This window comes from Chryseobacterium sp. CG10_8 (genome assembly GCF_058117085.1).
Window position 1 is genome coordinate 1 of sequence record NZ_JBYVEB010000030.1, and the last position, 23,752, is coordinate 23,752.

The 23,752-nt window shown below is 35.0% G+C and carries 22 protein-coding genes and 2 tRNA genes; 11 read left to right on the plus strand and 13 right to left on the minus strand.

All coding sequences use genetic code 11. From position 1 onward, the window contains the following. From AC4AGG_RS06945 to AC4AGG_RS06980, 8 genes are all read right to left on the minus strand, one after another. The coding region (locus tag AC4AGG_RS06945; protein ID WP_489771267.1) for an ATP-binding protein at positions 1 to 1,479 on the minus strand (1,479 nt) is incomplete at its 3' end. Between the two features lie 392 nt (positions 1,480 to 1,871). Continuing rightward, positions 1,872 to 1,945 (minus strand) — tRNA-Ala (locus tag AC4AGG_RS06950). A gap of 114 nt (positions 1,946 to 2,059) precedes the next feature. Continuing rightward, entirely contained in the window at positions 2,060 to 3,469 is a 1,410-nt protein-coding gene (locus AC4AGG_RS06955; RefSeq protein ID WP_489771268.1) for a TolC family protein, read from the minus strand. A 52-nt stretch (positions 3,470 to 3,521) separates the two neighbouring features. Next, positions 3,522 to 6,668, minus strand: coding sequence for an efflux RND transporter permease subunit (locus tag AC4AGG_RS06960; protein ID WP_489771269.1), 3,147 nt, complete (start codon positions 6,666 to 6,668; stop codon positions 3,522 to 3,524). Next, entirely contained in the window at positions 6,668 to 7,894 is a 1,227-nt protein-coding gene (locus AC4AGG_RS06965) for an efflux RND transporter periplasmic adaptor subunit (RefSeq protein ID WP_489771270.1), read from the minus strand. The genes AC4AGG_RS06960 and AC4AGG_RS06965 overlap by 1 nt, the downstream gene beginning before the upstream one ends. Before the next feature lie 2 nt (positions 7,895 to 7,896). Next, a complete protein-coding gene (locus AC4AGG_RS06970; protein WP_489771271.1) occupies positions 7,897 to 8,352 on the minus strand; it encodes a transcriptional regulator in 456 nt (151 codons plus the stop codon). A 143-nt stretch (positions 8,353 to 8,495) separates the two neighbouring features. After that, entirely contained in the window at positions 8,496 to 9,314 is an 819-nt protein-coding gene (locus AC4AGG_RS06975) for a hypothetical protein (protein ID WP_489771272.1), read from the minus strand. Between the two features lie 91 nt (positions 9,315 to 9,405). Further along, positions 9,406 to 9,978 (minus strand): hypothetical protein, encoded by a 573-nt coding sequence (locus tag AC4AGG_RS06980; protein WP_489771273.1) that lies wholly within the window; start codon positions 9,976 to 9,978, stop codon positions 9,406 to 9,408. Between the two features lie 63 nt (positions 9,979 to 10,041). Between AC4AGG_RS06980 and AC4AGG_RS06985 the strand changes: the two genes are divergently transcribed. The 7 genes from AC4AGG_RS06985 (at position 10,042) to AC4AGG_RS07015 (ending at position 15,479) form a co-directional block, all read left to right on the plus strand. Next, positions 10,042 to 10,938, plus strand: a complete 897-nt coding sequence (locus AC4AGG_RS06985) for a hypothetical protein (protein ID WP_489771274.1) — start codon at positions 10,042 to 10,044, stop codon at positions 10,936 to 10,938. Between the two features lie 64 nt (positions 10,939 to 11,002). Continuing rightward, positions 11,003 to 11,398 (plus strand): DUF1398 domain-containing protein, encoded by a 396-nt coding sequence (locus AC4AGG_RS06990; protein ID WP_489771275.1) that lies wholly within the window; start codon positions 11,003 to 11,005, stop codon positions 11,396 to 11,398. 14 nt (positions 11,399 to 11,412) lie between these two features. After that, a complete protein-coding gene (locus AC4AGG_RS06995; protein ID WP_489771276.1) occupies positions 11,413 to 11,973 on the plus strand; it encodes a TetR/AcrR family transcriptional regulator in 561 nt (186 codons plus the stop codon). A gap of 75 nt (positions 11,974 to 12,048) precedes the next feature. Continuing rightward, entirely contained in the window at positions 12,049 to 12,804 is a 756-nt protein-coding gene (locus AC4AGG_RS07000) for an SDR family oxidoreductase (RefSeq protein ID WP_489771277.1), read from the plus strand. 104 nt (positions 12,805 to 12,908) lie between these two features. Further along, positions 12,909 to 13,676: a potassium channel family protein gene (locus tag AC4AGG_RS07005; protein WP_489771278.1), complete on the plus strand. Its 768-nt coding sequence runs from the start codon at positions 12,909 to 12,911 to the stop codon at positions 13,674 to 13,676. A 76-nt stretch (positions 13,677 to 13,752) separates the two neighbouring features. Continuing rightward, complete coding sequence (locus tag AC4AGG_RS07010) at positions 13,753 to 14,781, plus strand: bestrophin family protein (RefSeq protein ID WP_489771279.1); 1,029 nt, start codon at positions 13,753 to 13,755, stop codon at positions 14,779 to 14,781. 68 nt (positions 14,782 to 14,849) lie between these two features. Next, positions 14,850 to 15,479, plus strand: coding sequence for a carbonic anhydrase (locus AC4AGG_RS07015; protein WP_489771280.1), 630 nt, complete (start codon positions 14,850 to 14,852; stop codon positions 15,477 to 15,479). Positions 15,480 to 15,606: 127 nt separating this feature from the next. Here AC4AGG_RS07015 and AC4AGG_RS07020 read toward each other — a convergent pair. Next, a tRNA-Leu gene (locus tag AC4AGG_RS07020) sits at positions 15,607 to 15,688 on the minus strand. Positions 15,689 to 15,752: 64 nt separating this feature from the next. Beyond that, positions 15,753 to 16,517: an MBL fold metallo-hydrolase gene (locus AC4AGG_RS07025; protein ID WP_489771281.1), complete on the minus strand. Its 765-nt coding sequence runs from the start codon at positions 16,515 to 16,517 to the stop codon at positions 15,753 to 15,755. A gap of 47 nt (positions 16,518 to 16,564) precedes the next feature. Here AC4AGG_RS07025 and AC4AGG_RS07030 point away from each other — a divergent pair, with 47 nt between their 5' ends. Together AC4AGG_RS07030 and AC4AGG_RS07035 are read left to right on the plus strand one after the other, a co-directional pair. Continuing rightward, on the plus strand, positions 16,565 to 18,001 hold the full coding sequence (locus tag AC4AGG_RS07030; RefSeq protein WP_489771282.1) for a TonB-dependent receptor: 1,437 nt from the start codon (positions 16,565 to 16,567) through the stop codon (positions 17,999 to 18,001). Positions 18,002 to 18,018: 17 nt separating this feature from the next. Continuing rightward, positions 18,019 to 18,468: a GAF domain-containing protein gene (locus AC4AGG_RS07035; RefSeq protein WP_489771283.1), complete on the plus strand. Its 450-nt coding sequence runs from the start codon at positions 18,019 to 18,021 to the stop codon at positions 18,466 to 18,468. A 9-nt stretch (positions 18,469 to 18,477) separates the two neighbouring features. On the opposite strand, the gene AC4AGG_RS07040 is transcribed toward AC4AGG_RS07035, so the two are convergent. From AC4AGG_RS07040 to AC4AGG_RS07050, 3 genes are all read right to left on the minus strand, one after another. Next, a complete protein-coding gene (locus AC4AGG_RS07040; protein WP_489771284.1) occupies positions 18,478 to 19,884 on the minus strand; it encodes a hypothetical protein in 1,407 nt (468 codons plus the stop codon). Between the two features lie 35 nt (positions 19,885 to 19,919). Then, the gene (mgtE, locus tag AC4AGG_RS07045) at positions 19,920 to 21,239 is read right to left on the minus strand and encodes a magnesium transporter (protein WP_489771285.1); all 1,320 of its coding nucleotides are present in this window, start codon (positions 21,237 to 21,239) and stop codon (positions 19,920 to 19,922) included. Positions 21,240 to 21,345: 106 nt separating this feature from the next. Further along, positions 21,346 to 21,897, minus strand: coding sequence for a pyruvate decarboxylase (locus AC4AGG_RS07050; protein WP_489771286.1), 552 nt, complete (start codon positions 21,895 to 21,897; stop codon positions 21,346 to 21,348). Positions 21,898 to 22,065: 168 nt separating this feature from the next. Between AC4AGG_RS07050 and rpsO the strand changes: the two genes are divergently transcribed. Further along, on the plus strand, positions 22,066 to 22,335 hold the full coding sequence (rpsO, locus tag AC4AGG_RS07055) for a 30S ribosomal protein S15 (RefSeq protein ID WP_489771287.1): 270 nt from the start codon (positions 22,066 to 22,068) through the stop codon (positions 22,333 to 22,335). A 134-nt stretch (positions 22,336 to 22,469) separates the two neighbouring features. Then, entirely contained in the window at positions 22,470 to 23,627 is a 1,158-nt protein-coding gene (locus AC4AGG_RS07060; RefSeq protein WP_489771288.1) for an acyloxyacyl hydrolase, read from the plus strand. Positions 23,628 to 23,752: the final 125 nt, after the last annotated feature.

A 23,752-nucleotide genomic window follows, 5' to 3' on the forward strand; every position in this document is an offset into this window, starting at 1 on the left:
TTCTAGGTTTTTGTCAGATAAAAGTTTTGTAGCCTCACTATACTCTTCTCCAAAAATCCAAAGCATTTTTTCTAAAAATTTATGTAATTCCTTTCTTTCCTTTACATTTTTAGCAATCTCACTATATACTAACTTTTCTATGAATTCCAAATCTTCTTTCTTTTTAGCAACCTTATCAGAAAACTCAATAATATTTTCTAAATCTGTCCTTTCAAGCAATTCGGAAAATTTATTAGCAGTTTTGCTACTTAAATGAAGAATGTTTTTAAATATATTATCCAATTCACCATTAGAAATTGTCCTATCAATCAAAGGATATATTATTTCTCTTAATTTATTGTTTTCGTTAAGAAGGTTGTATTTGTTTTCAACCAAGTAAGCCAGTTTATCAAATACTACAACTTTAGATTCAGAACTACTATTTTTATTTTTAAAAGGATAGTATTCATCATTTTTTAGTTTGGTTGTGAAATTGTCAAACTCAGAATTTCTACCTTTATAAAATTCACTTACATTATCTTTAATAAACTGTCTAAAGTTTTTCCAATCCTCATCCATGTCATCTAAATCTATATTTCTATATAAATCAGTTGGAAGAGTGTTGGACTCTACATAAACATACCAACCACCTATCTTTGGACTTAACCAAGCAGCATCAAACTCAAAACCATTGGCAATTGTCTGAATACCCGCATTATTTGTTGTTAGAAAAACTTTTATTCTATCTATATTTTTAATTTGGATAAAATTAAATACTACTTTATGCTCAATACCTTTTAAGTCTGTGAATGGGAGTATTTTCGTAATTGGCTTATCAATAATAAATTGATTTGGCTCAACCTTATTGCCATTAATGTAAAAAGTTATATCCTTATTGAAGATTTTTAAAGGATATTTCTCAAAGATTGAATCTGCAATATTTTTAGGCAAAAATTTATCAATTAGCTTCTTTTTGGGTTCCTTATCAGTTATAGTGCTATCATAAAACTCATTAATGAAAACTTGATAATAAGTTTTGTGGTCTTTCCCCTCTAAAATAGTTTCGTCAGAATTTATTTCAACATCCGAAACATTAAGATTCTTTCCAAACATATTGAAATGTAACGGAATAATTGCCTTTGAAAATTCTTTAGACTTATCAGAATACCCAACGGTTTCTATTGTTATGTTTTTTCCTAATTGAAAAGCCGCAAATCTGCCAATACCTTTGCCACCATCCTTGTTAGTTGTGCCTATATCTAAAAGTTTTTTCTCTAGTTCTGTTGTATGAACACCATAGCCATCATCTTTAATTGTTAAACTTTTAATTAAAGTTGGTGTAATTTCTGATTCATGAGCATAATTTATATTTATCCAAATATTTTTGGCTTTTGCTTGAATAGAATTATTCATTAATTCACTAAAAGCGGCGAATGTGCTTATGTAATTAGCAAACAGTTCATTAACTAATCTAGAATTTGTTGTTAGTTTTCTATTCATTAGGATTGGATTAGGGGTAATTCAAATTGTAAATATAAGAAATAACCAAATTGTAAATCCTTTTATTATCAAATTTATATATATACATAACCGTCCTCGCTACATTACTTTAATTGAGATATTGATTAGGAAAAAAATACATTAGGATTCTTTATAGTAGTCTTACTGTTAATTTTACCCTAAAAATTTGAGTATGTAAAGACAATCCCCTCTATCTACATTTTGATATTTCAATTTAGAGTTTTTTTGTGTACCCTCCATAGTTTGAATTTAGGATTTTCAGTTGGTTTGTGAAATGCGGTTTTTTTATGAAAAACGATTGTTTTTGTGCAAATTTTGTGCAAATAAAAAAGAGTTACAGAAATTTAATCCATAACTCTTTGATTTTCAAGTGGAGAATACGGGAGTCGAACCCGTGACCTTTTGACTGCCAGTCTAACGCTCTAGCCAGATGAGCTAATCCCCCATAATTATTATACAATATTAAAGAAAAAAGAAGAAAGAACCAAGAGCCGAAAACCATGATTTTGGTTACATGATATATCTCGGTTCTTGATTCTCGTATCTTGGTTCTAAAAAACTATTTCCAACCACCCCCTAACGCTCTGTATAACTCGATTCCAGCGCTGAGTTTGGAGTATTCGGCATTAGCGATATTCAATTCTGCATTTAGTAAATTAACTTCCGCATTGATCACCTCTAAGTAGTTAGCCATACCATAGTTCACCAATTCCTGAGAATAATCTGCAGACTTTTTATAGGCATTTAATTCCTTTTCTTTAAGCTGAACAAAACTATCCTGCGAGGTATAAACATTAATTGCATCCGAAACCTCTTTCCCTGCCTTAAGGACAGTTTTTCTAAAATTAAGATAAGCGATCTCCTGATTTGCTTTGCTGACTTCGTAATTGGTCTTTATCTGTCTTTTATTGAAAATAGGCTGAGTTAGACCAGAAACCACGTTACCAAACAACGAACTAACACTAAAAAAATCATCAATTTCTAATGACTGTAATCCTCCACTCCCAGTAATTTTTAAGCTTGGATAGAACTGTGCTCTCGCAGAATTAGTCAATTCAAATGCACTCATCAGTCCATATTCCGCTTGTCGAACATCCGGTCTATTAGAAAGAAGATTTACAGGATATCCTAACTGCAAATTTTTAGGATAATTTTGATTTTCCAACTTGGTGCGTGCAATAGCCTGCGAAGGAATTCCCTTCAATTGACAAATAGTATTTTCCAATTGATTAATCTGTACATCAATACTCACCAAAAGGGATTCTGCATTATAAACCAAAGCTTCACTTTGTTGTACTGCAACTTCAGTGAGGGTTCCTGCGACTTTTAAAGCTTTCGTTGTTTCAAGATTCCTCTTTCTTAGCACAATCGTCTCGTTAATAATCCTTTTTTGCTCATCAAAAGTCAAAAGTTGATAATATGCCGACGCAATTGCTGCGACCAAATCACTCTTCACCGCTTTATGAGCTTCTGTTGTACCCAAATAAGTCGCAAACTGAGACTTCTCTTGCGCTTGCAATTTTCCCCACAAATCAATTTCCCAACCCAAAGTTCCAGTTAAATCAAACTGATTAGTATACCTTCTTTCGCCAATAATCTGACCAAATTGTGTATTAAGTGACTGAGTCTGAAATGTATGATTAGCACCAACCGAAAGTGTAGGAAAATAGGCCGTTTTACTTTGTTTGAGGTAAGATTCTGCGGAGACAATATTCTGAAGCGCAATTCTAATGTCCAAGTTATTTTCTAAAGCTTCAGAAATGTGCTTTTGTAGCAAGTTATCCGTAAAAAATTCACTCCACGAAATATCCGCCAGACTTGTGCTATCTTTTGGAAGCATATCAGTTCTATAGAGATTCTCGTTGACCACATCGTTCGGTCGTTCGTATTGATGACGACCTGCGCATGACCACAAAACTATTGCCGAAGTCAGCAGAAATATAATTGATTTTAAATGTACTTTTTTCATGTTTTCATTCATTTAATTAACTGAATTACATTTGTTTAAATTTAATTAAACGTTATTCTGTTAAATTCAGATCTTTGGGTTTAATAGGTTTCACCTTTTCCTGAAGATATTGGAAAATCACAAACAAAACTGGAATTACCAATAATCCGAAGAATGTCCCAATCAACAATCCTGCTGCAGCACCTGTCCCAATAGAACGGTTACCCACAGAACCAATTCCTGTAGCAAAAACCAAAGGCAACATCCCGAAAATAAAGGCAAATGAGGTCATCAAAATTGGTCTTAACCTCGCTTTTGCCGAATTGATAGCTGCCATCGCCAAAGACTCTCCATGCATTCTTCTTTGCACCGCAAATTCTACAATCAAAATCGCATTTTTCGCCAATAATCCAACTAACATAATCAATGCAATCTGGAAGTAAATATTATTCTCCAAACCAAAAATACTTTGTCCAAAATAAGCCCCAATGACCCCTAAAGGAAGTGAAACTATTACCGCCAAAGGCAAAATATAACTCTCATATTGCGCTGCCAAAATGAAATAAACAAATACCAAACTCAGCATAAATATTATCGCGGTTGACGAACCTGAATTAATTTCCTCTCTCGAAAGTCCCGTAAATTCGATATCATAACCTGTTGGAAGCGATTGAGCGGCGACCTCCTGAACAGCCTTGATGGCATCACCTGTACTATAACCATCCGCATTAGAACCCGTTACTTTAACTGAAGTATAAAGGTTATAACGATTAACTGATTGAGGACCAAAAACCTTCTCCAACGTAACAAACTGAGAAATGGGAGCCATTGCGCCAGATGAAGTTCTTACAAAATAATTATTAAGGGATGACGCGTCTATTCTCTGATCAGGAAGAGCCTGAACCATTACTCTAAACTGTTTACCGTACTTTGTAAAGTCAGTGGTATAAATTCCGCCAACATAACCTTGCATGGTACTCAAAATATCCGAAACCGAAACACCACTTTCTTTAGCTCGCGGCACATTAATAACCATTTCAAACTGAGGATATTTGGTATTAAAAGACGTTTGAGCGAATGAAATCTCAGGGCGTTGCATCAGAGCGCCAATAAAACTTTGAGAAGCTTGGTCCAAAGCCGTTAATTCTCCACCCGATTTGTCTAAAAGAACCATTTCGAATCCAGAATTGGAACCAAAACCAGGAACCGAAGGAGGTTGAAAGAACACAATTTTAGCATCTTTAATTTGGGCTGCTGCTCCAAACAGTCTTTTCGTAATTTCTTCCGCCGTTTGCCCTTCTTCGCCATTTCTTTCTTCGAAAGGCTTCAATCTAACAAACGCCAAACCAGCATTAGAACCATTACCTGAGAAAAATCCACGACCTGTAGAAATCGTAACTCCTTTTACTCCAGGAACTTGTTCAATATTTTTTTGAAGCTGTTTCAATACATTATAAGTTCTTTCTTGAGAAGCACCCGGTGGAAGTTCAACGTTGGTAAATATAATTCCACGGTCTTCGCTCGGTACAAAACCGCTTGACATATGAGAATTACTCCACCAAAAAAATACGCCACCTACCGCAAAAATGACCAAAGTAATCCATTTGTGTCTAAATAGATATACGAAAGCTCGTCCATAACGATAAGTTCCTGCATTGAAGGCTACATTAAATTTATAGAAGAACTTCTGCATCATATTTTTCTGCTGATATTCTTCTGAGCCATGATGTGGCTTTAACAAAAGTGAACATAGAACAGGACTCAAAGTCAACGCATTAACCGCAGAAATAAGAATCGCAACAATTAAAGTAATCCCAAATTGTTTATAAAAAACTCCCGTAGGACCCGTAATAAAAGTAACTGGGATAAATACAGCCGACATTACCAAAGTAATAGAAATAATCGCTCCTGTAATTTCGTCCATTGCTTGTACAGTCGCTTTTTTGGGCTCAGTAACTCCTTGTTCCATTTTGGCGTGGACTGCTTCTACTACTACAATGGCATCATCCACCACAATACCAATCGCTAATACTAATGCAAATAGAGTTAAAAGATTGATGGAAAACCCAAATAAATTCAGAAAGAAGAATGTTCCCACAATAGAAACCGGAACCGCAATTGCGGGAATCAACGTCGAACGGAAATCTTGCAAGAAAATAAACACCACGATGAACACCAAAATAAAAGCTTCAATCAGAGTGTGAATTACTTTTTCTATGGAAGCTTCCAAAAACTCATTCGTATCGTAATTGATGGTATAGCTAACTCCCTCTGGGAAAGACTTTTCAGCGCCGTCAAGATAGGTTTTAATGTCATTAATAATATCTTGTGCATTAGAACCTGGCGTTTGGAAAATCCCCATACTTACTGCAGGAAAGTTTCCATTTTCGCCTTTTCCAGCGTAAGAAAGAGCATCAAGTTTAATTTCAGCAACATCTTTCAATCGTAGAAACTGTCCATCTCCCAAAGCTTTAATAATGATATCTTCATATTGCGTTTTCTCCTTTAATTTTCCTTGATATTTAATAACATATTCAAAAGAACTTCCACTGTTAGAACCCAATTGTCCAGCTGCAGCTTCTCGAGACTGCTCAGAAATTGCATTGGACACATCGGTAGGATTTAGACCATAAGCGGCCATTTTCGCAGGATCTAACCATATTCTCATCGAATAAGATTTGCCGCCGAAAACATTAGCCTCTCCTACTCCATTAATCCTTTGTATCGCTGGAATAATATTGATATTCATATAATTCTGCAACCAAGTATCGTCCAGTTTTTTATTCTCTGAATAAAATGAAAGATACATCAACGCCGAGTTTTGCTGTTTCTGAACTACAACCCCAGAACGAGTCACTTCGCTTGGAAGCAAAGATGTCGCACGAGAAACTTTGTTCTGAACATTAACCGCTGCGATATCTGGATCTGTCCCTTGTTTGAAATACACTGTAATCGAAGCAGAACCATTATTACTGGCTGTACTTTCGATATATTCCATTCCTTCCACACCATTAACCTGCTCTTCAATTGGGATAATCACACTTTCCATAACCGTTTCCGCATTGGCACCAGTATAATTAGCTGAAATTCTAACTGTTGGAGGTGCAATATCTGGATATTGGGTCACTGGCAAGGTAATCAATCCTAAAATCCCTAAAATAACAATCAAAATAGAGATTACTGTTGATAAAACTGGCCTATCAATAAATCGTTTTATCATTAGAATACAGGTTTTATAGATTGAACAAGACTATCAAGATTCATGGGTTTAGGAATAATTTTGGCTCCTGGTTTAAGACCACTAATTCCCTGCGCTACGATTTTGTCACCTTTCTTAAGTCCAGATTTCAAAACAATCATGTTATTTACTCGGTCTTCTACATCGATGGCTGCATTGTTGACAGAATCTCCAACAACCTTATAAGCATAAACCATCCCTTGTTGCTCATAAGTTGCACTTTCTGGAATGACCAAGGCATCATTGTACAATTTAGGAAGCATAATTGTTCCGCTGTTTCCATTGCTAAGAAGTCTTTGAGCATTAGGAAACGACACTCGAAACTGAATACTTCCCGTAGCCTCATCTATTTGCCCAGTCACGGCTTCAACCCTACCTTTTTCGTTATACATACTTCCGTTGGCTAATTTTAACTCAACCATTGGCATATTTTTTAACTTTTCAGGAACTGTCGCACCATAAGAATCTTCGAGAAAATCCAAATATTCTTTTTCATTCATCGAAAAATAAGCGAAAACTTCAGAAGTGTCCGAAATAGTCGTCAAAGGAGTTGAATCCGTTGGTCCTACCAAACTTCCGACTTTCAAAGGAAGCTTGCCAATAACCCCAGAAATAGGTGCTCTAATAATTGAAAAATCTATATTGGCGTTCACTCCTTTATAGGTAGCTTGCGCTTGTGAAACACCAGCAATCGCTTGTTGTTTCGCCGCAATCGCTTGCTGCAATTGTGCTTGTGCTTTACTCAGATTGGCTTGTGCTGTTTGTAACTGAATATTACTAATGATATTTTTCTCTACCAATGGACGCAATTTGTTAACTTCCACTTGTGCCGAACTTACTGCCGCTCTTGCTGCGTTAACATTAGCTTCTGCTGCCGAAACATTAGATTGAGCAGCTCCAACACCTGCTTTTGCGGCATCTGCACTTTCGTTCAAAATATTAGTTTCCAATCGGAACAGAGGTTGTCCTTTGACCACGTATTGTCCTTCATCCACCAATAATTGGGTGATATATCCTTGGATTTTTGCCCTTACATCGTTGTTCACCCGTCCTTCTATGGATGCAGGAAACATCGAATATCCCGTCACATTTTTTGATTCAACTGTAACCACAGGGAAAGGCTTTGGCCCGTCCTGCATTGGATTTTCAGTTTTCTTACAACTCACCATTGCGAGTGTTATCGAAAATATTAAAACCGTATTTCTCATAATTATAGTTTGCTAAGCGATTCTTTAATGTTATCTATATTTTTTGTCAAAAGCGTTCGGTAAATCTCGTATCGTTCGAACAAAATGGTATCTTCGTTTTTGTTAAATTCATGGAGTGCGTCTAAAAGCTTTACCTCCCTTTCGAGTTTTGCTACAATATCCGTAAATCGTTGCTTGACGGAATCCTTGTTTATAATGAAATAGCGTTTTCTCTCATCAATTTTATTGATATCCTGAATCAAATTAAGATTCAAAAGCAGGTTGAGGTTAGTCGAAATCGAACTTTTACTCGCACAAAACACCTCCACTAACTCATCAAAGGGTATCCCTTTCTTCTCAAAATCAAAGGTGAGATAACCATGAATTTTAGCAGCTAAAGGCGGCAACTGATAAACAGTTCCGTAAAAATTAACCAGCTCTTGAAAAATATTTTCATCAATTTTAACAGATGAATTCATTTTATTTTTTTTGCAAAGATAATAAAAATTAGTTCTGAACAAAACGAACTAAATAAAAAATAATGATAATAGTCCCAAGTTCAAATCTGAACTTGAGACTAAAAAATAGATTTTGGATCTACAAAACTTGCTGTTAGAAGCTCTTACAACTTCTCTGGCAAGAATATCCTAAATCCAATCTTGATAGCAAAATTTTCGTTGTTTCCTGCAAAATTATCAGAACGATACGTTTTCCATTCAGGCTCTATGTAAGCGTTGTACTTGAATTTTTTTGCTTGAAAAATATAACCAATCCGCCAATTAAGAGGAAAATCAATCGCTTTGTTCTTGAAATCGTATTGCCAAAGAGGTTCGATCCCTGTGTATACCCCATTACTCCAAGTATAAAAAATATTAGGCTGAAAAACCATAGTTGCAACAGAACCATACTTGTCGTTTCCACTGACAGAAAAGAAGTTTTGCACAATATAGTACATCTCCCAAGATCCAAGACTTTTGATGGTAACTGTAAAAGCAGGCCCCAATAACCATTGCTTTCCACCAAAATACTGATTTTTGGCCGTTGGAATTTGTAAATTATATCCTAAACCCCAATCTCCCCATTTTCTTTCTCCAAGAATAAAAAACTGATTCCAAGTAACATTACCAAAACCGCTTCCATGAGGAGGATTAGTATTATAATATGCAATAAATCTTAACAATTGCTTGAATGGAATAAATCCTTTTTTGACAGGAATAATCATTCTTAATCGAAATTTTTGACCTACTTCATCCGTGTCTTCATAATTGGTAACAACCTTTTCCTCCAATTGAATTTGCCAAAGCAAGGTAGAAGGATTAATTACTTGTTTTGACAAGTCAACAGAAGTCTTGGAAAGAGAGTCTGATTGTGCATAAAGCATAGGAACACTCACGAAAAGTAATGCAAAAAGCATCACGAACGAGTAAGTTCTTGTTTTCATAGTTATAGTTTTTGGTTATTAGTGATATAAAGGTAATAATAAAATTATAACCTTGGCCTAATTTCCAAAAAAAACTATATGTAATGATCTATTATTCGTGAGTCTGACTTTTCCAAAAAGAAACAAAATCTATTGCGATTTCATGTGGTAATTCTTTAAAGTTGTCGTCATAATAGATTTTCTCAAATTTCTCCGAAGCCAATGCCCAAAAAGAATACGTTTTGTTTTTATAAAAAATAACACCGTAAGATTTTGCCAAAGGACTATCAATACCATCTTCTTGCTCGTCAACAAAATACAAAAACTCACCATTTCCATCTTTATCCATGTCAACATATTTCATTCTATTATTAACAAAAGACAGGGAAAGATTGACAGGATGCGAAACTTGAAAAACAGCAGTTCTTTCAAATGTTTTATTTCCTTTATCCGTAAATTTTTCGATGTACAACCAATCGTCAGCGGCTCCTTTTGTATTTTTGCTCACCACAATATAATTTTCAGAATTGCGGTCGTTGAGTCCAATGGCATACAATTTCCGATCACCGGTGAAAGGAAGATCTTCTTTAGTCAAATTAGTTGTAAATCCGGAAATAACGGTAGTAATCTGAGCATTCGTAACGATAGACATAAGTATCATTACGAAAAAAGTCAATTTTTTCATTATCTATGTGTTTTTACCGCAAGTTAATTATTTTTACCTTAGACCAAAATACAAAACCAAACGATGAACAGAAAAGTAATAAATATCATCTCTGCTTCTATTTTAGGAATGATCATAATCTCAAGCTGCGAAAGAAAATCAAAAACGACAACAAGCCAAGCTCAAGCAGAAATACATAATCAAAAACAATCTGCAAAAGTGGAGACAAAAGCGACTACCGATTCTACTTTGATGGTGCTGCAACAAATTGAGTCTCGAAAAGAAAAAGTTCTTCAAAAACTAAAGCAAAGCTCACCGCAACAAGCCAATCAACTTTATGAAAATTTGGTCAAAGAAAACATACCCGACATTGAAAGGCTCAATCAATTAGAATTCAAAATTTCTGAAAATTATTATTTCTACAACACCGAAAAAAAACCAAAAGAAGTAATCCACGAAGAAGCTTTATTAGGCAAATACGGAATCGAATTTTGGGAAGTCGGTGAAGGCATCACAGAAGTCCGAACAAAGCATGATTATTACGAAAAGATATTTCAAAATTATGTTAGTCCAGATTACAAAGAATACATCAGACTTGTTTCGAGAGATGAAGCGCAATTATTTGCTGCAGACGCAGGAATAAGCGTCCGTCTTTCTGAAGTCACCCAAAGAACGATTAATTGGGAAAATTTTATTAAAAAATTCACAAAAAGCCCCCTCCTTTCAGATGCTAAAGAACATTACAAAATGTATCTTTTTTGTTCCCTATTTGGATTGGACAACACCCCAACGAATGAACATTCTGATGGTATGTTTTATCCAGAAAACAAATTAGAATTCCAAAGGATTCTAAAAACTTACCCCAATAGTGAACTTGCCAAATACGTAAAAATCATGTTGAACAACCAAGGATCTTCTCTTGAAACAACACAAGATAGATTAGCAGAAGAATTCCAAGATTTGGATTGGGAAATAATTTGATTAAAATCCTATCCAATTCGGATTTGTTATCATACATTTGCAGCCCTAAAAAAATTCCAAATAAATGAAATTTACCTTAGAACAAATCAATGGACTAAAATCTGAAAGCAAAGGTGGAAAGGACTTTCCAATGCTTATTCAGAATTTTAAAAACATAGGAGTTAATCATTTTATTACCTACGTTGAAACAGGTTACACCGAATATTTTGACGGCGAAAACAATTCTATAAAATCAGATGCTTTGTACGATACAAAAAACATTTCGGAAGCAGCAAATGGAGAAAATTTTGAAAAACAATTAAGATTGCACCAACAAGGCGGAACCGATTTCTTCACGTTTTGCCAAGATTGTGCAGACAATGGAATCGATAATTGGATTGTTGACCTTCACAAAATGACTTGCATTTATCGCACAACAGACAATCAAGAAATTTTAGTAGAACAAGTACCGTCCGTCTAATTCTTTCAATATCTTTGAATAAATCCAAAACCATATTACAAGCCACAATGAAGTTGATTGTCAAAAATGGACTTCATGCGGTGACATTTGCAGATATTTCCGAAAATGCAGGTGTGGGGATGGGAGCAATTTATCGAAGATTCAAAGACAAGGAAGATATTGTTCAACAAATTTGGATAGAGCAAAAAAAGCAAGAAGCCGATTTTACTTTTAGAAATTATCAAAACACGGGCAGTGTAAAAGAATGCTTCTGGTATTTATGGGAAAGAGTCATTCAATATTTTTTAACTCATGAATGTGAGTATTATTTTTCTTATCATTTTGCTCATTCTCCAATTTTAACAACTGAAATTCATGACCAAGCTATGCATGAATTCATCAAATTTGATGAAGTTTTTCAAAGGGGAATTGAGGAGAATTTATTTAAAGAAAATTTAACTGCTAATCAATTGAGGCTCTATACATTTAGTACCGTTAACGGGTGGATTTTATGGACAAAAGATGAACAGCTAGAGTTTACCAAAGAACGAATAGAACTCTTCCTGCAAATGGCGTGGGATGCTATTAAAAAATAATTTTAAATAAAAACGGAATAAATATTCCGTTTTTTTAATTAGCTTTGCCGCTCAATATTTAAAAATCAAAAAAACATGAGCAAAATAGCTGTAATTACAGGCGGGAGTAGAGGTCTTGGAAAAGACATGGCAATCAATGTTGCAAAAAAAGGTATTGATATCATCATTACATACAATAGCAACGAAACAGAAGCACAACAAGTCGTTTCAGAAATCGAAAATTTGGGTCAAAAAGCAGTTGCTCTACAATTGAGTGTTGACAACCAAAATGGACATGCTGAATTCTTCACAAAACTTCAAACAATTTTAAATGAAAAATTTGAGGGTGCTAAAGTTGATTTCTGGGTGAATAATGCAGGAATTGGTTTACCAACCACTTTTGGACAAACTGATGAAGCAACTTTCGACACTTTGATGAATATTCATGTAAAAAGTCCTTACTTTTTGGTTCAAAATGCCATAAATCTAATGAATGATGGTGGTGGAATTATCAATATCGGAACTGGGTTAACTCGTTTTTCCATGGTTGGATATTCCGTTTATGCTTCCATGAAGGCAGCTCTAACTACCCTTTCTCAATATTGGGCTTTGGAATTGGGACCAAGACAAATCCGTGTCAACACAGTAGCTCCTGGCGCAATTGCTACCGATTTTGGAGGTGGTACTGTACGAGATAATGACCATATTAATCAACACGTTGCCAATATTACTGCGTTAGGACGTGTTGGAAATGCTGACGACATTGGAAGCGTAGTCGCGTTTTTATGTACTGAGGATGCCAAATGGATTAACGGGCAACGCATTGAAGTTTCTGGAGGAATGAATCTTTAAAACTTCCTTACATTCAGACACCTAATTTATAAGAAAGAATGTGCGGAAAGCTCTTTTCTGCACATTTTTTATTTTTAGTATTTTTGCCCAATAAAAAAACACCGTTGAAAACTAAATACCAGCAAGTCCACGATTATATTAATAGCAACAAATACGAATTTTTGTTATTTGGATTGACGCAGCATTTATTTATTTCCATTTTTCTGACGGATTTGGTTTTTTATGCAAAGATAATTTGGCCCATTAATATGATCATTTTGGGAGTTACCAGCGTTGGAATTTTCAAGGAGAAAAGCGTCGGTGAAAGAATTATCAAAAACATTCTTTTAGCTGGGGTCATTTTACTTCCTATTAGTGGAGGTTATTTTCTGAATATCCACGATTTTCTCATTTCAATAAGTTTGCTTTACGCGGTGTTTTTCGGATTCATATTTTTTGAAGTCTTCAAATTTTTGGTAAGACCCGATGAATTTACCACTGATGTATTATCGGCCTCTGCATGCGGTTATCTGTTGCTGATTGAGATTTTCGCATTCCTTTATCAGTATTTATTTTACTCCAATCCAGATTGCTTAAATATCGAAATTCATAGAACTGCTTCTGAAATTTTTACGGACTTAGTTTATTTTACAACGATAAGTCTTACCACGATTGGATTTGGAGACATCTTACCAACAGCACATTACACCAAATTGATTACCGCTTTGGTAGGATTAATTGGTACTTTCTACACCGTCATTTTAACTGGAATTCTGATTAGTAATTTTGCTCCAAAAATGATTAAAAACAACAGAAAGCATCTAAAAAAGATGGCAAAGGAGAGACAACTAAAGAGAGAAAATGAAGAGAAGCAGAAAAATGACTTCCAATAAAAATCTCCAAAAGCCATAATTCAACTTTTACAACAATCAAAAAATGTATACAAAAAAAGTATTTCCCTTAAAAGAAATGGCACTATGGACGCGCTATGAAACCTTTTTATTCCTCTTTATTTCCATTGTGGAAGTTGGTCTTTTCATATATTCTGACCATTTGATTCAATTCCCTTTTACTCCAGTAGCTTTAATTGGTACCGCAGTAGCCTTTATTCTAAGTTTTCAGAGTAATGCAGCATACGGCAGAATTTGGGAAGCTCGTCAAATTTGGGGCTCAATCGTTAATTCATCCCGAACATTGGGAATGATGGCACAAGATTTCATCAATAACGATCATGCTAAAAATCCAGTTTCAGAAGATGAATTGTACCAAGAAAAAAAGACGGTAATCCATCGCCATATTGCCTGGTTAACAGCGTTACGTTATGCAATGCGTCAGCCAAGAGTTTGGGAATATGTGATGAACGAAAAAACCAACAAAGAATGGGCGAACATGATCTATGTTCCAGAATTTAAAGAAGATTTTGACCAAACTATTAAACCTTACCTTAACGAGGAAGATTACCAATACATTTCTAATAAGGCTAATAAACAAACGGCTTTACTGTATCTTCAATCCAACCATTTAAGAAGACTAAAAGAAAAAGGGTTGATTTGGGAATTTTCGTTTTTAGAATTAGAAAATGTCTTGGAAGAACTTTTCACACATCAAGGAAAATCCGAAAGGATCAAAAATTTTCCTTACCCGAGACAATTCGCATCATTAATGTATTATTTTACTTGGATATTCTTGTTAATTTTACCCTTATCAATAGCTGCTCAATTTGGAGAAATTGCCGTTAAAATATCAGAAAAGTCTAATATCGTTTGCCCTGATTGGATTGTGTGGTTTGCAGTACCGTTTTCAGTGGCTGTAATGTGGGTTTTCTATACTTTGAACAGAATCGGAAGAGTTGGTGAAAACCCTTTCGAAGGTTCTGCTAACGACGTTCCTATTTCAGCTATTGCAAGAGGAATTGAAATCGATCTTCGTCAAAACTTAGGCGAAAAGCCTGAAGACATTCCTAGAGCTTTTGAAATGAGAAATGATACGCAAATGTAGGGTAAGGTTGAGGCTAAGATTTAGATAAAACATTCATTATTAACTATTAATTATTAATTCAAAAAAATATGGATTTAGAGAAAATTTTTGAAAACAACGAAAAGTGGATTGCGGAAAAAACGCAACACGACCCTGAATATTTTGAAAACCTAAACAAAGGTCAGAAGCCAGATGTTTTGTACATTGGTTGTTCCGACTCTCGTGTTACAGCAGAAGATATTATGGGATTACAGCCAGGTGAATTGTTTGTACACCGTAATGTAGCGAATGTGGTTAATGCTATTGACCTTAATGCTCAAAGTGTGATTAATTATGCTGTAAAGCATTTAGAAGTTAATCATATTGTGGTTTGTGGTCACTACTCTTGTGGTGGCGTGAAAGCTGCCATGGAAGCCAAAGACCTTGGAATCTTAAATCCTTGGTTGAGAAACATCCGTGATGTTTACCGCGCTCACAAAGATGAATTAAATGCTATTGGCAATGAGCAAAAACGCTATGACCGATTAGTAGAACTGAACGTAAAAGAGCAAGCGATAAACGTTGTTAAAATGGCGGCGGTTCAGAAAGCGATGAGAAAAAGAGATTTGCAAATTCACGGTTGGGTTTTCGATATCAAAACAGGCAAACTAATTGATTTGGAAATCAACTTCCAAAGAATCTTAGCTGATATTATGGAGATTTATAAACTGGAAGAGTAATAAAAATCCGTAGACTATCAAATTGAGAATCCGCTTCATAAATGAAGCGGATTCTTTAGTGAATTATTCCACTATTCTTTAATCCAAAAAAAATCCTCTGTTAATCAAAGATTACAGAGGATTTTAGTACCCAGTGCCGGAATCGAACCGGCACATCTTTCGATACTAGAGTTTGAGTCTAGCGCGTCTACCAATTCCGCCAACTGGGCTTGTAATTGGGTGTGCAAATATAGAACTTTTATTCTTTTTCAAAAATATTTTTTTAGATTTTTTTTAAAAATTTATTTCTAATCCATCATAAGCCATTTCAACACCATCTGGTAACTCAGGATTCTCCTCCTGATAAGTTCCAAAGTGGTGACTAATGTGGGTTAAGTACATTTTATTAGGTTTCAGTTCATTATACAATTTCAAGGCATCATCCAATATAAAATGAGAGGGATGCGGTTCTGTTTTTCGCAGTGCATTCACAATAAGATAATCAAGATTCTTGAGCTTCTCTTTTTCTTCACTAGAAATAAAACTGGCATCAGTTATATACGCTAAATTTCGAAATTTGAATCCTAAAATAGGTAATTCAAAGTGCATTACCCTAATTGGCAGCACCTCCAAATCTTCAATAAAAAAATCTCCCTTTATTTCTCTTAAATCAAATGATGGGGCTCCTGGATAGCGAACCGTAGCAAACGCATAAGGGAATCTAGTTTCAATCTCCTGACCTACCCTTTTCAGGCAATACATGGGGATCTCTTTTTTTCTTTTGAAAATTAATGGGCGTAAATCATCGAGACCAATCACATGGTCATTATGTTCGTGGGTAATAAGCACAGCATCTAATGAACCAATGTTACTTCTTAACATTTGCTGTCTAAAATCGGGACCGCAATCAACCAAAATACGATGATTACTCTCGGTCTCCAATATAACCGAAGAACGAAGTCGATGGTCTCTTTCGTCCTCAGACGAACATACCTTGCAAGTACATCCTATGACTGGAACTCCCTGCGAAGTTCCTGTTCCTAAAAATTTCAACTTCATTTTTTGAGGTTGGTATTAATTTTGGTAAATTTACAAAAAAATCGAAGATGCCTCTAACAAAGCAAGAACTTACCCCTAAGCAGAAAGCATTGGCTATTAATCTGGAGCCAACCATTTACGGAACATTTGCCGAAATTGGAGCAGGTCAAGAGACTGTTCGACATTTTTTTCGTGCTGGTGGAGCTTCTGGAACCATTGCAAAGGCAATGTCCGCTTATGACAAAGATTTTTCCGATGCTATCTACGGAAAAGAGCCTAAAAACAGATATGTCACGCAGAATCGTCTAAGAAAAATGCTTCAGTACGAGGTTGCGCTTATGGAGGAGCGACTTTCTCCTGAAAAAAATCCTGGTAAAAAATTCTTTTCTTACGCCAATACAGTAACCACCATTAATTTTGAAAAGACCGCCAAAGGTCATGGTTGGGTCGGCGTAAGATTCCGTTTAAAAGAAAATCAAGACTACAACGAGATTGTTCTTCATATTAAATTTAAAGAAAATAATGCAACTCTTCAACAGGAAACTCTTGGTAATTTGGGGGTTAATTTGATTTATGGTGTATTTTTTTACAGTGATAATCCAAGACGATTAATTGACTCATTATATGATGATATCGATTTGGATGATTTGGAAATCGACATGATTGACTTTAGTGGACCAGCTTTTGAATATGTTGACAATCGACTAATGTCATTACAATTGGTTAAAAATGGAATGACCGAAGCGGTTATTTTTGATTCGACTGGGAAAAACAGACTTCCATCTGATTTATTATACAAGAAAAATATTTTTGCGGTAAGAGGAAGCTTTCGTCCTGTGACCAATGTGAGTGTTGATATGTTCGAAAATGGACTGAAAATGTTCGAACAAGATACCAACTGTACGCAAGAAGACACCGAAGTACTTTTTGAAATCACCATCTCGAACCTTAGGACAGATGGATATATTAACGAGAGAGATTTCTTAGACCGTGTGGACGTTTTAGCTAAGCTAGGTTACACTGTATTGATTTCTAACTTCTCTGAGTATTACCGACTTATCGATTATTTCGCTGAATTTACAGGAAAATATATTGGTATTGGAATGGGAGTTAATAACTTACTGATGGTATTTGACGAAAGTTATTATAACAATCTTTCGGGTGGTATCTTGGAAGCTTTTGGAAAATTCTTCAGAAAAGATATGCGGGTGTACCTTTATCCATACAAAGATCCAATTACTCATGAACTTTTGGACTCTACCAATCTTAAGGTTAATGATAATTTGAAAGAATTGTATAAATACTTCAAACTCAATAATAGAATTGTGGATATCAAAAATTACAATCCTGAATATTCTGAAATTTATTCTAGAGAAATTCTTAGAAAAATTAGTTGTTGCGAAAGCGGTTGGGAAAAACAACTTCCTGAAGGTGTAGCAGATATGATCAAAGAAAGAGGTATGTTTGGCTACAAAGAAGAAGTCGAACTCAAAGAATTCACTTAATAACACATTACAAATAAATGTCTGAACTTAAAAAAAGACTTTCTACTATTATAGAAAGCCCAGCAATAGATACTGAAAACAAACTTCAAAAAATCTGCGTTCTTCTTGACCAAGAGAAAGAATATTTTAATTGGACAGGATTCTATTTCAGAAATGGAGACAAAGAAGAACTCATCCTTGGTCCTTATGTTGGAGCAGAAACAGATCACACTATCATTCCCTTTGGGAAAGGCATTTGTGGGCAAGTTGCCGTTTCTAATCAGACTTTTGAAGTTCCAGATGTATTGGAGCAAGATAATTATTTGAGTTGTTCAATCGATACCAAAGCAGAAATCGTTGTACCAATCATGAAAAATGGTGTTAATATTGGACAAATTGATATTGACTCTCATACTTTGAATCCTTTCACAGCAGAGGACAAAGAAATGCTCGAATGGCTTTGTCTTGAATTAGGAAAAATCCTCTAGAAATCTGAGTTAATTGTTGGGATAACCTCTCTCGAATTTGTAAACAAATAAGTGATAGCCTTCTTCCATTGGGAAAATTTTGTAAGGCTTAATTTTTGTCAAACCTAAACTTTGATGAATAAATCCCTCTGCTTCAAATCTCGGCTCCAAAGAGCCTAAAGACTTGGAGGCCACTCCAATAAAGACCACTTTTTTATCCATCAGATATTGTCTGTATTCTGCAGAATTGCGGCTTTTCTTGGCAATTAATAATTTGGCATCGTTAAGCCCAAATCCGTCATAACATATCGTCTTGGAAAAATAAGCAGTATAACCAGCATCACAAACCATAATAGGCTGATCTTCTTTTGTTAAATCGACCAGTTTCTGGTAAGCACCGTATGTTAAAGGATTATAGGTGATAATATCTTTCTTGAGACGATAAAAATTCCCTGACAAATCAAGCATTCTCAAAACAGCAAAAATCCAAATTGCATAAACAATATATTTCGAGAATTTGATTCTTTCTATTTGTGGTATTATCACCGGATAAACAAGATAAAGACTCAGTAAAGGAAAATAATATCTATTAAAAATACCTGATGAGTAACTCTGGACATTAAAGGTATAATAGAAAATAAAAATATTAAACGGAATCAACAGCAAATACTTTTTTCTCTGAAAGAGCGTGCCAAACACAGGAACAAAGATCAAAAGTAACCCCAAATAGACAGACAAATGCTGAAAATCGTAGGTTCCAAGTTCGGATTTATAAATAAAAGGAAGAGGAATATAGAAATCAAAGTAAACCAAATAATATATCACGAAAATAAGTCCTCCTATCGCTGAGAACAATACCCTTCGAAAAAATTCGCGAGAAAATAACTTGGAATCCAAAGTCCAAAAAATCAGAAACAAGCCATACTCTGGCCTAATTAGCAAAAGCAGAATTGCGAAATAATTAAAAGATTGATCCCAATTTTTAACAAAAAGATACAAAACAAATGCTGCTAAAACCGTTTCTAATCCATGTAACGAATTGAGATAAAGCCAATAAACAAAAAAACAAGCAAGTGAAAAATTAAAAAAACTTAGCACCAACTGATCTATCTTGAATTCTAAATTTTGTACTAATTTATAAATCAAAAAAATACCCAAAAACAAATTAAGCCAAAGAAAAGAAAATTCGGGTTTCCAACCGAAAAAATTCAACAAGGCTAACATCCACATCCACAGCAGGCTGGTCTGTCCATTACCTTGATACGAAGGATCTAGATTATACCATGGTTTCCCAAATTCGGAAAAATTCTTAGCATACTGAAAGGTAATATAAGAGTCATCTATGATAATATTGGTCGAAGTCAAACACAAAATGACATAAACTGCTACCAATAAAAAAATAAGTAAAATTTTGAAATTTTTAGAAACCATTTGCATAAAAAATTGCTCTTAAAATGTAAATATACAGAATTCTAAAGCAATTTACCCGAAAGGAAAAGTCCTGCAATCGTAAAATAGAAAATCAAACCAGTAACATCCACCAAGGTTGCTACAAACGGCGCAGAAGAGGTTGCGGGGTCCAAATCAAACTTCTTCAAAATAAATGGAACCATAGATCCAGAGAGCGTCCCCCAAAGAACAATCATCATTAGCGAGAAGGCAACACTAATCCCTATAAAAACCCAATATTGACCGTAATCAAATATCCCTGTTTTTTGCCAAAGCCAAATTCTAATGAATCCTATCACCCCCAAAAGCGAACCTAAGAAAAGTCCAGTAATAAGCTCTTTTTTCATGACTAACCACCAATCTTTTACTGTTACTTCCTGTAAGGCCATAGCACGAATAATCAGCGTAGCAGCCTGAGACCCAGAATTACCCCCACTCGAAATAATTAATGGAATAAAAAGCGTCAAAACAACAGCGCTAGCAATCTCACTTTCATAGAAAGCCATTACAGATGCGGTAATTAACTGGAGTAGAAATAAGACGATTAACCAAAATCCTCTTTTCTTAATCATTTCAAACCAATGAGTCTGTAGATAAGGTTCGTCCAAGGCTTCCAATCCCCCGAATTTTTGAATATCTTCGGTATTCTGCTGTTCGATTTGGTCTAAGATGTCATCTATTGTTACGATTCCTACCAACACTCCATTATCTGTTACGATGGGAAGCGCGTTACGGTCATATTTTTCGAAATACTGTACCGCATCTTCTTTAGAAGTCTTGGTTGGAATGGCTACAAAATGATTATCAGTAATCTCGGAAACCAATTGATCACCATCAGCTAATAAGATCTTGCGAATATCTAAGTCATCAATCAATCGGTTTCTTTCGTCAACAACATAAAGATAATTGAGTGTCTCCACTTTAGGTCCAACTTTCTTAATTTGCTGAAGACAACGACTTACCGTCCACTCCTTCCTGATCTGGATATAATAAGGAGTCATAAGACGCGCAATTGAATCAGAATCGTAACCCAAAAGCTTAAGCGCAATTCTCCTTTCTTGCGGATTGAGGAGATTAATGGAATACTTTATAAGTTCATCTGGGAAATCTTCTAGTAAGGCGGTTCTGTCATCGGGTGACATCTCATTCAAGATATGAGCGACATCCTCACTCCCAATACTCCTGATGGTATCCTCCTGAAAATCTGGATCTAGATGCGAAAACACATCCGCTTTGTACTCCTTGGGAACCTTCAAAAAGGCCAATAATCTCTCATCTGCAGGAAGCTCACTTAAGCGCTCTGCAATATCAGCAGGATTAAAAACCAATTCTTGTGTTTCCACTATTCCAAATTTTTAGGTGCAAAAGTAACGGAAAATATCCAATAAAAGAAGTTAAGATTTGTTGATTTAAAAAGAAAAACAGAATCTTATGTCAAACTGAAGAATGTTACGTTTTCCGAATTTTCCTGAAGCTTTTTGACATCTCTTTCAAAGCTCCTTTGGTTCCTATTTTTATCGAATTTTCGGCAGATCCCAAAAGTCTTTTGTTTCTTTTATAGGTATCATGATTAGTCTCTTCGATGAGATTTCCAGAACGATCATACAACTTAAGACTTACAATCACTTGACTAGAAAACACATACTTTCCAATTCCAACTTTGAAAAATTTAATTTTCGGAACAATTACAAAGTCCCCATTATTGTTTTCACACATCTTCAAAAGCAATTCCTGATCAGGTTTTTCGTAATCAGTAGGACTTTCCAATCTAAGGACTTTCACATGCTGATAAGAACCAACAAATTCGGTAAACTCATCAAAAAAAGAAATATAAGACGCTTCTTTGATTTCGTCCACATCTGGATCGATCTGAGGTGCGAAACAAAGTAAAGTCCTCACGTTATCCTTTACTGCAGAGTTATCCTGTGCTTTTACGAGAGCCGTAGAAGCCAAAAACACCAAGAGTAAAAAAGGTAATGTTTTAGAATGGACTTTAATCATCTGCGATAATACTACAAAGATAACAGTTTTGGGAAATTGACTTTCACAAATAACAACAAAATTCCTAAAACTAAGTAATAAACAAAGTATTTCAAGACTATTTTGCCAAATCAAATAATTGTTATACTTTTGCACCTCGTTACATAATAATCATTAAATAATATTTGCATGTACTTAACATCAGAAAAGAAAGCAGAAATTTTCGCAAAACATGGAAAATCTGCAACAGACACAGGAAGTGCTGAAGGACAAGTAGCACTTTTCACTTTTAGAATCAACCACCTTTCAGGTCACTTGAAAAGCAACCACAAAGATTACGCAACTGAAAAATCTTTGGTAAAATTGGTAGGTAAAAGAAAAGCATTACTAGACTATCTTAAGAAGAAAGATATCGCAAGATATAGAGCGATTATCGCTGAATTAGGATTAAGAAAATAATCTTTCTACAAACAAGCTAAAGCAACTCTAGAGGGTTGCTTTTTTTATTTTCACAATTTTCATAGGAGAAAAATGTTGTTTTCCGATAGAAAAATTTATTTTTGGGAACCACAAAATCGAGATGAAAGCCTAAAATGAAGAATTTCTTTATCCTATTACTATTTCCCATTCTATATAGCGCACAAGAAAAAGACAGCATATCCTCTAATATTGAATTCACAGCCAATATTCAATATGGACAAGTCTTGAAAACTAATTTCTATATTAAAAAACTGGATAATCTCGATTATAAAGCTGCCTCCTTCATGGTATCTAAGAGAACTAATGGAGAAAAACAATGGCAAAGAAAATTCGGGAATCCTACTTTTGGAATTGGAGTCACAACATTTGACTTTATGAAACATGAGGAATTTGGAAACGCGACTGCTCTTTTCCTCAATTATTCGACTTCTGCTAAGGACTGGAAGAAATTCAATTGGAACTACTGGATTAATTTCGGAATTGCATTTAATTCCAATGCTTACCATTACCCAGATTATCCCAATCCCTCTTTAGGCTCAAAAACTAATATGTATATTGGTTTGGGAACCGCGATCAACTACGAATTAAGCAAGCACTTTGACCTTGGTCTTGGATTTGGACTCCATCATTTTTCTAACGGAGCAACCAACACTCCCAATAAAGGTCAGAATTTTGGAGCGCCACAATTATCACTCACCTATCACCCGGAAGAAAGGCGAGAACAAAGGCAAGAAGGAGTTGACGATGATGTCTACGACCGCTATAACACTGTAGAAGTTTCAGCATTTTACGGAAAAAAGGAAGCTCACTACAAATATGAAGACCGCTCAACGTTACCAGACCCCTACAGTGGATTTTTTTACAATGTTTATGGAATCGAAGGTCTTTACACGAAGCAATTTACTTATAAAAGTTCTTGGGGAATAGGACTTGAATTAGTCTATGACGAAGAATATAACCACACCATGTATGCCAGCGAGGGAGTGTTATACCAAAAGAAAAGATTCGACCACGACAAACTTCTCTTAAGTATATTACCAACTTATCGACTCAATATGGAACGTCTAAAAATTGATATTTCAATGGGATACTATCCCTTCAAAGAAGCCTCAAGATTTAATAAATATAAGTTCTTTCAACGTGTAGGATTAAGATACTTTGTGACAGACCGCTTCTTTTTGTCTTTAGGAATCAATGCAACTGAATTCCACCGAGCTAATTACCTCGAATGGAAACTTGGTTACAGTATTTTCAAGAGAAAAAGAGATTAATTTTAAGTATTTTCACCAAAATGCAATACTTATTTCATAACATTAAAACAAATGGAAAACCCAATGAAATAATATGATTAATATTATAAATTTTAATCAAAGCTTTCCCCCTATAATTACCCACA